Source organism: Sphingomonas eleionomae, from assembly GCF_049889035.1.
GTDB lineage: Bacteria > Pseudomonadota > Alphaproteobacteria > Sphingomonadales > Sphingomonadaceae > Sphingomonas.
Map to the genome: position 1 here is coordinate 159,214 of NZ_JBLTWP010000002.1, position 16,063 is coordinate 175,276.

The 16,063-nt window shown below is 63.9% G+C and carries 8 protein-coding genes; 5 read left to right on the forward strand and 3 right to left on the reverse strand.

Features of this window, described 5'->3' with window-relative positions:
• Positions 1–134: 134 nt before the first annotated feature.
• Positions 135–2,624 (forward strand): glycoside hydrolase family 3 protein, encoded by a 2,490-nt coding sequence (locus ACNI3Q_RS05005; protein ID WP_426274507.1) that lies wholly within the window; start codon positions 135–137, stop codon positions 2,622–2,624.
• 11 nt (positions 2,625–2,635) lie between these two features.
• Here the strand turns inward: ACNI3Q_RS05005 and ACNI3Q_RS05010 are convergent, their stop codons facing one another.
• The 3 genes from ACNI3Q_RS05010 to ACNI3Q_RS05020 form a co-directional block, all read right to left on the reverse strand.
• Complete coding sequence (locus ACNI3Q_RS05010; RefSeq protein ID WP_426274509.1) at positions 2,636–3,658, reverse strand: SMP-30/gluconolactonase/LRE family protein; 1,023 nt, start codon at positions 3,656–3,658, stop codon at positions 2,636–2,638.
• A 60-nt stretch (positions 3,659–3,718) separates the two neighbouring features.
• Positions 3,719–6,283 (reverse strand): cellulase N-terminal Ig-like domain-containing protein, encoded by a 2,565-nt coding sequence (locus ACNI3Q_RS05015; protein ID WP_426274511.1) that lies wholly within the window; start codon positions 6,281–6,283, stop codon positions 3,719–3,721.
• A 106-nt stretch (positions 6,284–6,389) separates the two neighbouring features.
• Complete coding sequence (locus ACNI3Q_RS05020) at positions 6,390–9,734, reverse strand: TonB-dependent receptor (RefSeq protein ID WP_426274513.1); 3,345 nt, start codon at positions 9,732–9,734, stop codon at positions 6,390–6,392.
• 352 nt (positions 9,735–10,086) lie between these two features.
• Here ACNI3Q_RS05020 and ACNI3Q_RS05025 point away from each other — a divergent pair, with 352 nt between their 5' ends.
• Genes ACNI3Q_RS05025 through ACNI3Q_RS05040 form a run of 4 tightly spaced genes read left to right on the forward strand, consistent with a single transcriptional unit; the run spans position 10,087 to position 16,020 of the window.
• Entirely contained in the window at positions 10,087–11,613 is a 1,527-nt protein-coding gene (locus tag ACNI3Q_RS05025; protein WP_426274515.1) for a tryptophan halogenase family protein, read from the forward strand.
• Positions 11,610–13,145, forward strand: a complete 1,536-nt coding sequence (locus ACNI3Q_RS05030; protein ID WP_426274517.1) for a tryptophan halogenase family protein — start codon at positions 11,610–11,612, stop codon at positions 13,143–13,145. The genes ACNI3Q_RS05025 and ACNI3Q_RS05030 overlap by 4 nt, the downstream gene beginning before the upstream one ends.
• Positions 13,142–14,158 carry a cupin-like domain-containing protein gene (locus tag ACNI3Q_RS05035; protein ID WP_426274519.1) on the forward strand — a complete coding sequence of 339 codons (1,017 nt, stop codon included), beginning with the start codon at positions 13,142–13,144 and terminating at the stop codon, positions 14,156–14,158. The genes ACNI3Q_RS05030 and ACNI3Q_RS05035 overlap by 4 nt, the downstream gene beginning before the upstream one ends.
• Before the next feature lie 26 nt (positions 14,159–14,184).
• On the forward strand, positions 14,185–16,020 hold the full coding sequence (locus ACNI3Q_RS05040; RefSeq protein WP_426274521.1) for a glycoside hydrolase family 9 protein: 1,836 nt from the start codon (positions 14,185–14,187) through the stop codon (positions 16,018–16,020).
• The last annotated feature ends 43 nt before the right edge of the window (positions 16,021–16,063 follow it).

Below are 16,063 nucleotides of genomic sequence, written 5' to 3' on the forward strand. Positions count from 1 at the left end.
ACAGGAACTTGTCAGCGTTGTCAGGCTGAGGCATGGAAGGCGGGACAATGGAGCCGATGGGGGAGAGGATAATGTTCGCACGCGCCGGTTTGGCCGCATCAGCCAGCATGTTGCTGGCGGGATGCGCGGCTACTGTGACACAGGCAAACACGGCACAGAGCAACGCTGCCGCCGCAAGTGACGATCCACTGACCGTCCCGGCAGCAGCGCAGGTGCATCCGGAAAAGTGGCCCGCGCCGCAATGGAAGGTGCCGGTCAACGCCGATCACGAAGCCCGCATCAAGGCGATCATCGCGCGGATGAGCGTCGAGGAAAAGGTCGGCCAGATCCTTCAGGCCGACCTTGCAGCCGTCACGCCCGAGGATGTGCGCAAATATCACCTGGGATCGGTGCTGAACGGCGGCAATTCCGGCCCCTATGGCAACGATCTTGGCCCGGCGCAGGACTGGCTGAAGCTGGCGGACGAATTCTACGCCGCGTCCATGGACGAAAGCGACGGAAAGCAGGGTATCCCCATTGTTTGGGGTACCGATGCCGTGCACGGCCATTCCAACATCATCGGGGCAACGCTGTTTCCCCATAATGTCGGACTGGGTGCGATGCGTGATCCGGACCTGATCGAAAAGATCGGCAAGGCGACGGCGGTGGAAATCCGCGTGACCGGTCAGGAATGGACCTTTGCCCCCACGATCACCGTGCCGCAGGATTATCGCTGGGGCCGCGCCTATGAAGGCTATTCGTCCGATCCGGCACTGGTCGCCAGCTATGTCGGGCGGATGATCAAGGGGCTTCAGGGCCCCGTCGATGGCGGCCCGATGCTGAAAGGGCCGTATGTCATCGCCAGCACCAAGCATTTTCTGGCCGATGGCGGCACGACCGACGGCCGGGATCAGGGTGACGCCGCGATCGACGAGGATACGCTGATCCGCATCCATGGGGCCCCCTATGTGCCGGCGATCGAGGCGGGCGTTCAAACGGTGATGACCAGCTTTTCCAGCTGGAACGGCGTCAAGATTGCCGGCCATCGCGGGCTGGTGACCGATGTGCTGAAGAACCGGATGAACTTTGGCGGCTTCATCGTGACGGACTGGAACGCGCATGGACAGCTGAAGGGGTGCACCAACGCCAGCTGCGCCACGGCGGTGAATGCGGGCATCGACATGTACATGGCCCCGGACACGTGGAAGGACCTCTATGCCTCGCTCACCGCACAGGTGAAGTCGGGCGAGGTGCCGATGGCACGGCTGGACGAGGCGGTGGCCCGGGTTCTGCGCGTCAAGATGCGGCTTGGCCTGTTCGAGGCGGGCAAGCCGTCATCGCGTCCCTATTCCGGCCAGTGGAACCTGCTCGGCGCGCCCGAACATCGCGCCATCGCGCGGGAGGCGGTTGCCAAGTCGCTGGTCCTGTTGAAGAATCAGGGCTCCCTCCTGCCGCTGAAGCCGGGTGCGAATGTGCTGGTCGCTGGCGACGCGGCGGACGATATCGCGCGGCAGGCTGGCGGCTGGACGCTGACGTGGCAGGGAACCGGCCTCAACAACAGTCAGTTTCCGGGCGCGACCAGCATCTGGAAGGGGCTGGAAACCGCGGTCAAGGATGCCGGGGGCAGTGCGTCCCTGTCGCCCGATGGCAGCTATACCAAAAAGCCGGATGTCGCCGTCGTCGTGTTCGGCGAAACCCCCTATGCCGAGTTTCAGGGGGATATTCAGTCGCTGCAGCTCAAGGCGGAGCTGACCGGCCCCATCGAAACGATGAAAAAGCTGAAGGCGCAGGGCATTCCCGTGGTCGCCGTGATGATCACGGGCCGGCCGCTCTACATGAATCCGGCGCTCAACGCGGCTGACGCATTCGTCGTCGCCTGGTTGCCGGGGTCGGAGGGCGCAGGTGTCGCAGATGTGATGGTGGCAGGCCGCAATGGTCAGGCAAAGCGCGACTTTACCGGCAAGCTGCCGACCGCATGGCCGGCCAATGCCGTGCATGGCGGCCCGACCCTCTACCCCTTTGGCTATGGGCTGTCCGCTCGGATGGCGCAGCCGACATGGAAGCCGCTATCCGAAGATGCCGGGATCCGGGAGACGGCGGAAAACGGCGTCTATTTCGCCCGCGGCGTACCGGCGTCCAGCTGGTCGCTGATCGTTGCCGGCGGGTCCGATGGCGGCACGCGCATCACGACGGGATCGGCCAGCGCGCTGGACGGCCGCGTTACCGTGACGCCGGTCGACTACGGGATACAGGAAGGGGCACGCCGCTTCGTCATGGCTGGCGGTGGGCGTCAGGTGGTTCAACTGAACAATTTCACACCGGTCGACGTATCGCGGGAAACGAATGGCGAGGTGCTGTTGCTGACCACGCTGCGCATCGATGAAAAGCCCGCATCCGCCATGCAGTTCAGCCTGACCAGCGCGGATGGCAAGACGGCGACCGTCGCAGCACCCGAACTGGCTGCGCTGCCGGTCGGCGAATGGAAAACCGTGGCCGTGCCGCTGCAATGCTTCCGGGCTGGCGGCGCTGACATGAGCCGGGTGAGCACGCCGTTTCAGCTGGAAACGGCCGGCCGGGTGACGTTCAGCCTGGGCCGGGTCGCACTGGGCACCGTGGCGGACGTGACGGTCAGCTGCGCCCGCTGATCTCTGGCGGGTCAGGACGCAGGGCGCGCCCGCGCCCTGACCCGCGCCACCATGTCGCTTGAGGTGAGATAGAGCCAGCCGTCCGGCGCCAGCGCGCAATTGGCGATCGCCTTGCCCGTCCCGATCGTGCCAAGATGCCGACCGTCCGGGGCCAGCACGAGCACGCCGCCCGGCCCGGTCATGAACAGGTGACCCGTCGCCGCCACCTTCATCCCGTCGGGCAGGCCAGGCTTGCCGGCGGCGACACCAGCCCGGAAATTGCCCAGCACCCGCCGCTCGCCGAACCTGCCATCGGCTTGCTGCGAATAGGCGTAAAGCTCGGGCATATCGGGATCGGATTGGGTGACGTACAGCGTGCGCTGATCCGGCGACAGCGCAATGCCATTGGGCCGGCTCAAGCTTGCATCGATCCGGCTGACGCTGCCATCCGGTGCAAGCCGATAGACGCCATTGGCCGCCTGTTCCTTCAACGGCGACTGATCGCCGTCTGCCAGGCCATAGGGCGGATCCGTGAAATAGATGCTGCCATCGCGCCCCTCGATCAGGTCGTTGCAGCTGTTGAACCGCCTGCCTTCGAACCGGTCGGCCAGAATGGTGCGCGACCGTGTTTTCTGGTCCAGCCGCTCGATCGCGCGCGTCCCGCTGCCTGCCATCAGCAGCCGCCCCTGCCGGTCCAGCGTCAGGCCGTTGGCGCCCGCTTCCCGCACACCGGCGGGGATGGGCGACGGGCCGGACGGATCTAGGAACGGCACCGGCGCGCCCGCTCCCGGCGTCCAGCGCCAGATGCGGTTGCCCGGCACGTCGGTGAACAGCAGATAGCCGCCGTCCGATACCCACACCGGGCCTTCTGCCCAGTCATAGCCAGTGCCCAGCACCTCGATCGGCGCATCGGCGTCAATTACCGCGTCCAGTCCGGGATCCACCCGGTTGATGGCGCCGATGCGGGTGTCTTGCGCTGGCGTCGGCCTGGCGATGCACCCCGCCGGAACCAGTACGGCGATCCCGGCGATCAGATGGCGTCTGGTCAATGTCATCGAAAAATCCCTTATTGTGCCACCCATCATTCCTGCATCACCCGGACGATGGCGGACACCCTATCGCTTGCGACCGGCGAAATGGCGGTCTGCGGCAAGGGCCAGAAACATGAAATTGGTTTCGCCGCCGCCCATGACATATTCGGTCTGTTGCCAGAAATAGGGCCATGTCTTCAGCTCTGGCAGATCGGGCCGGATCAGGTTGGTGCCGGAAATCACGCCGCCGGGGATGTAGCTCCAATCCGCCCGATTGACGCCATAGGCAACGGTCGCCGAATGGCTGCCGACCCCCGACACGAAACTGGCCGTGTTTTCCCCCGGATGCACGCCCAGCACGAAATTGAGCGCATTCAGCCAGCTGTCGGGATCGACTGCCTCTGGCCATCCCTTGGCAAACAGCCATTGTTCGACACCGCGCCGCTGAATGTCCCATCCCGCACCCCAGATCTGAGGCTTGTAGGGGATGCCATAGGGGCTGTCGGTACGGGCATCGCGCGTCACGCCAGCCTGATACTCCAGCACCGCCCGGTCCAGCCGTTCCCGGAACTGGCGGGGCAGGCGCCCGCGCAGCCCGGCCAGCATCCATCCCGTTTTCGATACGTCCTTCAGCGCAAGGTCACCCAGCGCAGCAATCCGATCGACATAACGCTGTTCGCCGGTTGCAAGCGCGAGTTCGGCAAGCGCGAAAATGCGGTTCGGGCTGTCCCCGCCCCGATCGATCGCCGCATCGGTGATGGCACGCGCCGCCGCCAGCGCCTCTGCCGCCAGAGCGGGGTTTTCCCTGCGCAGCGCCCGGGCAGCACCGGCAAGGCCGGCCGCGACATAAAGCTCGCGCTCGGGATTGTCCTCGGTAAAGACCCACCGGTCGTCCGCGGTGACGGGGTCGCCATTCGCATCGACGCCCAGCCCGTCCACCGGCTTCATCGGCACATTGTCGCTGTGGCTGCCGGCATCGCCAAGCATCACATAGCGGCGCAGGCTGGGCGTGATGATGCCGCGATAGAGCCGCCCCAGCGAACGATAGCCGCCAAGGACGCTGGCAAGGCCATGTTCGATCTGCTGGATGGCATCGTTGCGGCCATCCGGATCGTGAATCTCGACCGTCTTTGCCTGCGGATCGATCCGGGTCGCATCGTAATCGAGGTCGAATTCCTCGACCATCTTTGCGAGCAGCCAGACCGTGCCGATCTGCGATTCAACCCGCAGGTCATAATCTCCCGCATCGTGCCAGCCCCCGGCGTTCAGGCCGGGCACCGGATCGCCAGGCCGAAAACGGGTCAGCGTTTGCGGCCCCTGCGCATAACCGTCGAAATGGTTGAGGCTGACCGGCGCCATCCGCGCGTCATCCAGATGGTCATGCCCATGCCACACCCGGTATTTCTGACTGACCCGCATATGGCACATCTGCACCGGCAGGAATGTTTCCAGCGTCGGCTGCCACACGTCGCGGGAAAAGACGTCATCAGCAATGCGGAACGGCTGGGACCGCTGATCGCCATAGCCGATGCGGTACATGCCCGGCGTCTTCACCGAACTGAAGTCAAAGGCACGATAGCGATAGCGAAGGAAACTGCCCCATTCGCGCGGCGAACCGCGCAGCACCGCCTGTTCGCCGGCTTCGGTGAGACGATACAGCACCGCTTCACCAGCGTCTGTGCTGCGCGCATCCAGTTCGAACAAGGCCCGCTTCGACTGGGCAGGCGCATAGCCGACTTGCGACACCTGAATCACCGGGCGATAGGTCCATCCGGGCTCGCTATCGACCGTTACCGTCCATTCGAGCGCGCGCGCAGTCCGGCCCGCGGGCAGAACCCCGCGCACGATGTACCAGCCATTATTGTGCGCGCTGCGGCCGTCGATCAGTTCGATCCCGTCGGCGCTTTCGATGATGATCCGCTGACCCGGCGTTTCCGGTGCGACGACCAGCTTGCGGCCCCTGGCCAATGGCGCACCCAGCGCCTGGCCATTGGGATCCTGAACCGGCCCGTTCGCCTCTGCGTTGCGCGGCACGGGAATGGTGCTGCCCTTGCTGCGGACGATCGGGCCGTTCGGCTGGCGGGGGAAAATGCCGCCCGCCCCGTCCATCAGCCATGCCTTACCGAACAGTTCGGTTGGAAAAAGCTCCAGGTTGAAACCGGCGCGGCCGAGCCATTCGGCTGGCACCGGGCGATCCAGGTCGACGCGGATCCGAAATCGGTTGGCGCCCGCCGGGGTCACGGTGACTGCATAGGAAAGATCGACCGGCGGATAGAAGATCGGATTGAACCCACGCCCGTTTTTCGATGGATCGGGAAAGGACAGACGCTGGGTGATGCTGCGCGATGTTGCGTCAACGCTGCGCTCGCCGCCCTTGGGCATGGGCGACCATTGCCCGGGCATCGCATCCAGCCGCACATCGCCATTTGCGGCCACCCGCCTGCCCTGCTGGATGATGGTGACGCCGGTCTGATGGCCATCGGGATAAATGTCGTCGAATACGATCACGTCGACGCCGGGCCGCGTCAGATAGCCTTTTTCCGACAGGACGAAGCCATCCGACAGTGCAGCATCCTGTCCCAGTACCGGCATTGTCAACGCTGTCAGTGCAGCGCCAGTCATCAGCGCCAAGGCGAGTTTGATGCGCATATCCCCTCCACTGAACCGGTCGCGATCATGCGCGATCGCCATCTCGCGCGCAAAGAAAAAGGGGGCCTTCGTTGCCGAAGACCCCCCCTTGATCAGAGATCGTAGATCAGAAGCTGCCGCGAACGATAAAGGCGAAGCGACGATCGTTGATGAAGTAGGAACGCGGCCCGACATAGGTGTTCGGCAGGCCGGTATATTGCTGCAGCGTCCGGGTGGTTTCGTTGAGCAGGTTCACGCCCTGCACACCCACCTTGATCACCGGCGACAGCGAGAAGAACGCAGAGGCATCCAGCTGTCCCGTCTCATCATTGAAGATGGGATAGAAGGGATGGATCACGTCCGCCGCCGTCAGCAGGAACCGCGAGCGCCAGTTATAGGCGGCACGCAGAGAGACCGGCCCCTTTTCATAGAACACCGAAGCATTGACGTTGTGCCGTGACAGCTGTTCCAACGGCAGCGGACCCGGATCGAGATTGGTCGCAGGACCAAAGACCGGACGGTTTGCAGGCAAACCTTCGCTGTCGATAAACGTGTAGCTACCACTGAAGCCAAGGCCGCTCAGGAACCCGGGCAGGAAATCAAAGGTCTGCTGATAGGCGACTTCGAAGCCCTTCACCTTGCCCGACCCGTCGAAATTGTCCGGCTGACGGACATTGGCAGTCAGGGTGACGCCGTTGTTGGTCAACTGGATCGGAATGACGTTCTGGTAGAAGAAACCCTTGATATCCTTGTAGAACCCGTTGATCGTCAGCGAACCGACGCGAGCGAAGTACCATTCCAGCGTGACGTCGAACTGGTCCGAAATCGCAGGCTTCAGGAACGGATTGCCCGCATTGCCCTGCAGCCGGCTCGGGTCGTTCTGGTTCGAACCAAAGGTGAAGAAATTGCGGATCTGATTCATCTCCGGACGGGCAAGGGCCCGCGATCCGGCAAATCGCGCAATCAAGTTGTTGGTCAGCTGCACCTTCAGGTTCAAGCTGGGCAGGAAGTAGCGATACTTGTTGACCGCAGTGTTCGGATCGCTCCGGCCATCGGCGAACAGCCGGACCTGATCATAGGCGGCCTGGCCAAGGACGCAGATCCCACCCGCAGGCCGGGTGGTATTCGGCGGCGCGGGCGGCGAAGGAAGCGTCACGTCCCGGCAACGCGTTGCAAAATCGTCGGCAACGCCGACTTCCTGCCGCGTGGGGAAGGTGAAGGCACCGACCGAACGGACTTCGGTATCGACGAAACGGACGCCGATATTGCCGCTGACCGCGAGGCCGCCATTGCCCCGATCGCTATCGAAGCTCAGCATGGCATAGGCGTTGATGTTGCGTTCCGAGACCTGCTGGATCTCATCCGGACGGAAACCGGTTAGCGGATCGGCATTGGCGCGCTGAGCAGCAGGCCGCCAGGAGCCACCAATACCGCCGGCGTCGGAAACCTGACGGGCGAACCGCACGGCCTGATCATAATTCTCGATAAGGTCGCCATTGTAATAGAAGCCGCCGATCGGCCCCGGCGTCGCTCCGCGGAAGAAGTTGTCGAACGAGAAGAACGACACATTGTTGCGAAACCGCGGATCGTCCATCCACTGCGGGCCATTGCCGCCCCAGGTTTCGGACAAGGTACCCCAGTTGTAATTGCTGTAACGGACGGTCTGGTCACGGTCGGCATAGCGGCCGCCGACCTTCAGCCGCTTCAGGAACGAATCCTCGTCGAAATTATACTGGATGTCCCCGCGGAACGCCGCTTCCTCGCCTTGCGACTGCTCGAAATGGTCCATGGCAGCGCGGAAGAAGTAGTTGCCCGGATCGGTGAAATACTGCTGATCGTTCTGGCCATTGATGCGCGCGTTGGGCGAGCACGTACCAGGCGTGGGACAGGGCGATCCATTCGGACTTGTCGCCCCAGCCCAGTCTGCGGACAGCCACAGCGGCTTGTGATTGACGACGACCGGAATCTTGCCGGAAATGTCCAGCTCCTGGTCAGCGAAGCCGCCACCAAACAGGCTGAAATCGATCTGATCCCGGCGCGCCTGCACGAATTGCGCATCCGCCTGGAACGACCAGCGATCGTTCGGGGTGAATTTGAAATTCAGGCCATAATCGGCGACGACATTCTTTTCATCAACCTCGCGGCGTGAATATTCCTGCTGCATACCGCCGGTCGGGGTCCGCCACGTGCCACCCGAATCCTGTGAACGCCAGCCCGACCCGGGCAGCGTGATGTAGCCGCGTTCGAACACGCCATTCTCGTCATATTCGAAGTTCCGGAACGGCAGCGACCCAGTCAGCGGGCATTCGGCACGGGTGGTCGAACCACCGGTGGGGAGCCCCTGGTTGACGACGTTGGCACCATTTCCGTTTGGACGGCAGCCATAGGGGTAGGTGTTGAAATCCGACAGATCAGGCGCGGCCGCAGCCGTATATTCGCCCCAGCGCTGCGTGGCTTCGGTGCGCAGGAACTGGGCGGTCAGCATCGCCCGGCGATCAAGGCTTTCCCACTGACCGGCCAGTGCCACACCCTTGCGGCGCCGGTCATAATCCTGGGTCCGGAACTGCCCGCCCAGCGGCGCATAGAGCAGGTTGGCCCAGTCGGCCAGGCCATCCGCGCCCGCCGTTTGCGGCGTGCCGCACAGGGCGTTGTTGCCCGGCAGGGTCTGCGTATCGGAATTGCCGGGCAGCGGGTTTGCGCAACGCTGCACCGAGGAGTCGGAGCTGTTGGCTTCAACCGCCAGCTGATAGTCGCGGGTCTGGAAATTCGCGACCTGAATGCCGTCGGACCGGCTGAGCAGCTGCGAATAGCTGACATTGGCCAGCAGGCCGAAGGTGCCGGCACCTGTGTCCCACGTGTTCGACAGCAGAGCGGACATGGTGGGCGACGCCTGCTTGGCAAGATCGCCGTAATTGGCCTCAAGGTTGAAGCCGCCGTGCAGGCCGCGCCGGTCGAACGGCAGGCGCGTGCGCAGATCGACGACACCCGACAGGCCGCCCTCGATCATTTCGGCGGTCAGGTTCTTGGCGACGACGACCGAGCCGAGCAGTTCGGCGGGCACGTCCGCAAAGTTGATCGACTGTCCGCCGACGCCGGTGGAGAAGGTATCGCGGCCGTTGAATTCGGACCGCACATAGCTGAGGCCACGGATAACGACGCCGGACCCTTCGACCGAGAAGTGGTCCGGATCGTTCGAACCGGCGAAGCGGTTGATCGAAACGCCGGGGATACGCTGCAGCGCTTCGGTCACCGACCGATCCGGAAGGGCGCCGATATCCTGGGCGGTGATGGCGTCGACAACGGTGTCGGAGCCGCGCTTAATCGACTGCGCATTGGCTAGGCTGGCACGAATGCCAGTCACGGTGATCACGTCATCGCCGGTCGGCGCGTCCTGTGCAGCAGCGGCATCCGATTCGGCCGCAGCATCCTGCGCGAATGCGGGGGCCGCAGCAGCCATGGCGCAGATCGCCACCAGCGATGCGCTTCCGCGCAGCAATTTCGCAATGTTGGATGATGATTGAATATCAGACCGCAGACCGTCGCTATGACGCATCATGCCCTCCCCCTGTGTTTTATACCCCGGCGCTATCAATGCCCCTGATATGCGCTCGACTCAAATTTTTATCTGTTGATGGTAGCGTTAGCAAGAGCTGATTCGAGCATTACCTGCCAATGTGTGACGACATTGACACAGTTGTCATACCGATTTGACGGAGTTGCCCCATGGCGCTTACTCTTCGCCTGGCCGCCGCAGCGAATGATATGATTTATGTCGGCAAGCCACTGCAGCATAAGTGCAGCACGATCGATGCCGGGGAGCAGGGATGACGAAGCAGATCGAGCGGGTAGTCATTGTGGGTGGCGGCACGGCCGGCTGGATGACGGCGGCGGCGCTGTCCAGAATGCTTGCGCGGGACCGGACCCGCATCACCCTGATCGAATCCGACGCCATCGGTACGGTTGGCGTGGGAGAGGCGACAATCCCCCCCATCCTGACGTTCAATCAGATGCTCGGCATCAACGAGAACGAGTTCATCGCCGCGACGAACGGCACGTTCAAACTGGGGATCGAATTCGTCAACTGGGCACGCCAGGGCGACCGGTATTTCCATCCGTTCGGCCATTACGGCCATCCGGTGAACGGTGTCCCCTTTCACCAGCTTTACCTGCATGAGCGGGCGCGCCGGCCGATGCCCGACATTTCGGCCTATTCGATGCCGTCGATGGCGGCCGCGCACAACCGGTTCGCCCGCCCCGCGGCAACGGCCCAGTCCATCGTCCGTGAGATGATCTATGCCTTTCACTTCGATGCCTCGCTTTATGCCCGGTTCCTGCGCGATTATTCGGAACGCGGCGGCGTTACCCGGATCGAAGGCCGGATCGTGGGCGCGCATCGCGATGGCGAAAGCGGCGACATCGCGTCGGTTCAGATGGAGAATGGCGAACGCATCGCGGGTGACTTGTTCGTTGATTGCTCGGGCTTTCGCGGGCTGCTGATCGAAGAGGCGCTGGGTGCGGGCTATGACGACTGGAGCCACTGGCTGCCCTGCGACCGGGCCGTTGCGGTGCCCAGCGCGAACGTCGGGCCGCTGACCCCTTATACCCGCTCGATCGCGCATTCGGCAGGATGGCAATGGCGGATTCCGTTGCAGCATCGGACCGGGAACGGCCATGTATTTTCGACTGCGCACATCAGCGAGGATGAGGCAACGGCGACGCTGCTGGCGAACCTGGAGGGCGAAGCGCTGGCCGAACCGCGAACCATCCGGTTCAAGACGGGGCGGCGGCGCAAGACATGGAGCCATAATGTCGTGGCGATCGGCCTGTCCGCCGGGTTCATCGAGCCGCTGGAATCGACCAGCATCCATTTGATCCAGACAGGGATAGCACGGCTGATCGCCCTGTTCCCCGACACCGGGCGCAACGATGTCGAGCGCACCGAATATAACATGGTGCTGCAGGATCAGTTCGAAGATCTGCGTGATTTCATCATCCTTCATTATCACGCCACGGAACGGGATGATTCATCCTTCTGGAATTACATGCGCACGATGCCGATCCCGGAACCGCTGGCGCACAAGATGGCGTTGTTCCGGGGGCGTGGCCGCACGTTCCGGGATGGGTTCGAGCTGTTCTCCCCGGCCAGCTGGGTTGCCGTAATGATGGGCCAGCGCCAGATGCCGACCGGCTATGATCCGGTCGCCGATGGGCTGGACGATGACGCGGTTGCCGCCATGCTCGAACGCTATCGGCAGGAGATCGCCGGCACGGTCGGCCAGCTTCCCTCTCACGAAACGTTCATTGCCCGCATTCTTCAGCATCAGGGCATGCCGATGGATATGGCATCATGAGGCCGGATCGCATCCGCCGGGTGGTCATTGTCGGCGGCGGCACCGCCGGCTGGATGACCGCAGCCGCCATGGCGCAGGTGATGGGCAGCCTCCCCGACCTGTCCATCGAACTGGTGGAATCCGACGCGATCGGCACGGTCGGTGTGGGCGAGGCGACGATCCCGCAGATCACGTTGTTCAACGCCCTGCTGGGCCTGGACGAAATCCAGTTCATGCGGGAGACGAACGCGACCTATAAGCTGGGGATCGAATTCGTCGACTGGCGCCGGATCGGCCATCGTTACATCCACCCGTTTGGCACCTATGGCATCGACATGATGGGGATCGAGTTCCACCATCACTGGCTGAAGGGGCGGATGCTGGGCGACACGTCCGAGCTTGATGACTATTCAATGTCGGTCGTCGCCGCGCGCAATTCCAAGTTTCTGCGGCCACAGCCCGAAGCGCGCAATTCGCCGGTTTCAAAGATCGCCTACGCGTTTCAGTTCGATGCCGGCCTCTACGCCCGCTTCCTGCGCCGCTTTTCCGAAGCGCGCGGCGTGACCCGGACCGAGGGGCGGATCACTCGGGTAAACCAGCATCCGGAATCGGGGTTCGTCACCGCAGTCGTGCTGGAGGACGGGCGCGAAATCGCGGGCGACCTGTTCATCGACTGCTCCGGCTTTCGCTCGATGCTGCTGGGCGAGACGCTGGGTGTAGGCTATGAGGACTGGACGCGCTGGTTGCCCTGTGACCGGGCAATGGCGGTGCCGTGCGAAAGCTCGGGCGACCAGCAACCGATCACGCGATCGACCGCGCGCACGGCCGGTTGGCAATGGCGCATCCCGCTACAGCATCGCACCGGCAACGGCTATGTCTATTCCAGCGCCCATATCAGCGATGACGAGGCGGCGGCGACGCTGCTGTCCCATCTTGATGCGCCCGCCCTTGCCGACCCGAAACCGATCCGTTTCACCGCCGGGCATCGCCATCGTTCCTGGGAGAAGAACGTCGTTGCGATGGGCCTTGCCGGCGGTTTCCTGGAACCGCTGGAATCGACCAGCATCCACCTGATCCAGTCGGGGATTGCGCGGCTGATGTCCCTGTTCCCGACACAGGGTTTTCATCAGCAGGAAATTGACCGGTACAATCGCGGATCGGTCAAGGAATATCTCGATATCCGCGATTTCCTGATCCTGCATTACAAGGCGACGGAGCGGGACGATTCCGATTTCTGGCGCTATTGCCGCACGCTGACCCCGCCCGAGGGGTTGCAGGAAAAGCTCGCCATGTTCCGGTCCAACGGCCGGGTGTTCCGCGAGCATGAGGAATTGTTCACCGAAACCAGCTGGCTGTCCGTCATGGTGGGTCAGGGGATCGAGGCAGGCGGCTATCACCCGGCCGCCGACCTGTTGCCGGATGCCGAAACGCTGAAGCGGCTCCATCACATTCGCGCGATCATCGCCGACACCGCCGACCGGATGCCCACCCAGCGCGACTTCCTGATTGCCGAGGGGAGCGCGTCCGGCGAGGTGCTGCGCAAGGCATCGTGACCACCCTGCCCTCGCCCACGCCGATCCGCGAGCTTGCGGGCGTCGATCGCGCCCGGTTCATTTCGGAGATCCAGCCGGCCGGACAGCCGGTTGTCCTGCGCGGCCATGCCGAACACTGGCCGGCGGTCCACGCTGCCCGGCAATCGGACGAGGCGCTGGCCGCACTGTTTGCCGCGCATCATCCGCGGCGCCCGGTTCAGGTCCTGGTTGGCGCGCCAGAGATCCAGGGGCGGTTTTTCTACACGCCTGATTATCGCAGCCTCAACTTCACGCGCGGGGAAATCGACCTTGAGGCTTTTTTCGAGCGGCTGTTGAACGATCGGGCGCTGGACGCTCCCTTTTCCATCGCGGTCCAATCGGAAATTCTGGATGAGTTGATGCCCGGCTTCATTGCCGACCATCAAAGCCCGCTGCCGCCCACCGGCACCCCGGCGCGCGCGTGGATCGGCAACCGCATCCGCGTGTCCCCGCATTACGACCTGATGGAAAACATCGGCATCGTCGTTGCCGGGCGGCGGCGCTTTACCCTGTTTCCGCCCGATCAGGCCCGCAATCTCTATCTTGGCCCCATCGAGCTTACCCCCGCCGGAACGCCGGTCAGCCTGGTCGATACTGTTGCGCCGGATCTGGACCGCTTTCCCCGCTATGCAGAGGCGGCGTCCATGGCCCAGTCGGCCCTGCTGGAACCGGGCGATGCCATCTATATCCCGTTCCATTGGTGGCATGGGGTCGAATCGCTGGAACGGTTCAACCTGTTCGTCAATTACTGGTGGAATGCCGGGCGACGGGATCTGCCCAATCCCTATGGCGCATTGATGCACGCACTGATCGCGCTGCGCCAGTTGCCGCCGGATCAGCGGGCGGCGTGGCGGCACAGTTTCATGCACCTGGTGTTCGACGATGATGTGGCGGATCATCTGCCCCGCGCCGCCCGCGGCGTGCTGGGCGATGCGGATGCCGGCATGATGCAGCGGATGCGCGCCACGCTGCGCCAGATGCTGGGCCAGCTTTGATTAATCGGGAACAGGAGCGCGGGACGATGCGGGCGATTACCGGAATGCTGACTGCGATCATCGCCCTGTCGGCGCCCGCTCTGGTTCATGCCGAACCGGCCGATGCGCCTGCCATCCGCCTTAATCAGCACGCCGTGCTGGCGGAGCCGGGCCAGACCGCGATCCTGATCGCGCCGGGACAATCGCCCATTGGCTGGCAACTGATCGATGCGACCGGAAAGCGGGTGGCCAGCGGCAGGACGGCGGCGTTCGGCGCAGACCGGCATTCCGGCCAGAGCGTGCATCGCATCACCTTCGATGCGGCCCGGCTGTCGGGACAGGGATACCGGCTGACAGCGGGACCGGCAACAAGCCGACCCTTTTCCGTTCAGCCCGCCCCCTATGGCCCGCTGAAGCGGGCGGCATTCAACTTTTTCTACCAGCAGCGCGCCGGGGTGCCCATCCAGGCGCGGTTCGCCGGCGGCGAACGCTGGGCGCGACCGGCGGGCCATGCCGGCGAAACGGCAAGCTGCGTCGGCGGACGCGATGAATTCGGCAACGACTGGCCGCGCTGCACATACAGCCCCGATATGTCGGGCGGCTGGTATGACGCGGGCGATCAGGGCAAATATGTGGTGAATGGCGGCATCAGCGTCTGGACGCTGATGAACCTGTACGAACGTGCCACCCGGCGGGGTGAGGCTCAGCCTTTTGGCGACAAGGGCGGGCTGATCCCCGAAAGCGGCAATGGCGTCGATGACCTGCTGGACGAGGCGCGGTTCGAGCTGGAATGGATGATGAAGATGCAGGTGCCCGCCGGCACCCGCCTGTCCGTTCCGGTCGGGCAAAAGCAGGCGCAGGCCGGGCTTTCCTTCACGGAAATCGACGCGGGCGGGATGGCGCATCACAAGATGGGCGACGAAAACTGGACGCCGCTGCCCACCCCGCCGCACCTCGACACGGCAAAGCGCGTGCTGTTCCCGCCCTCGACCGCCGCCACGCTGAACCTGGCGGCGGTCACCGCGCAATGCGCCCGGCTGTGGCGAGGCATCGACAATCGCTTTGCCGACCGCTGCCTGGCATCGGCGCGAGCCGCCTGGGCCGCCGCGCGCCGCAATCCCGATGTCTATGCCATCGCGCCCTTTACCGGATCGGGCGGTTATGGCGACGGGACGCTGTCGGACGAATTCTTCTGGGCCGCCGCTGAACTGTTCGCCGCGACAGGCGATGCCGACGCCCGCGCCGTTGTTGAGGCATCGCCGCTGCTGAAGGGTGAGCCGCTGTCGGAACCCGGCTGGGGATCGACCGCGACGCTGGGCGCGATCACCCTGATGGTCAGCCGTCCCGCCCTGGGCAACGAACAACGCGCGGCATTGCTGCGTGGGCTGACGGCCGGTGCCGACCGGTTCGTCAGCGACCGGCAGTCGGTCGGTTATGCCATCCCCTATGGCCCGGAAAACCTGCCCTGGGGATCCAATTCCAACGTGCTGAACCGGGCAATACTGCTGGGTCTGGCGCACGACCTGACCGGACGCGACGCCTATCGTCAGGGTGTCGTCGATGCGATGGACTATCTTCTCGGCCGCAACCCGCTCGACCAGAGCTATGTGTCCGGCTTTGGTGCGCGGCCGATACAACATCCCCATCACCGCTTCTGGGCGCCGTCTGCCGACCCGGCGCTGCCGCCCCCGCCGCCCGGCGTGCTTTCCGGCGGGCCGAACAGCCGCCTTTCCTCGCCGGCAGGGCGCAAACTGGAGGGCAAATGCGTTCACCAGACGTGCTGGGCCGACGATATTGGCGCCTATGAACTGAACGAGGTCGCGGTAAACTGGAACGCGCCGCTGCTATGGGTCGCTGCCTGGCTGGATACGCCGCCCGGCTGAATTACCGCTCTAGCATTATAACACACCGTTGATATTCTGCGCG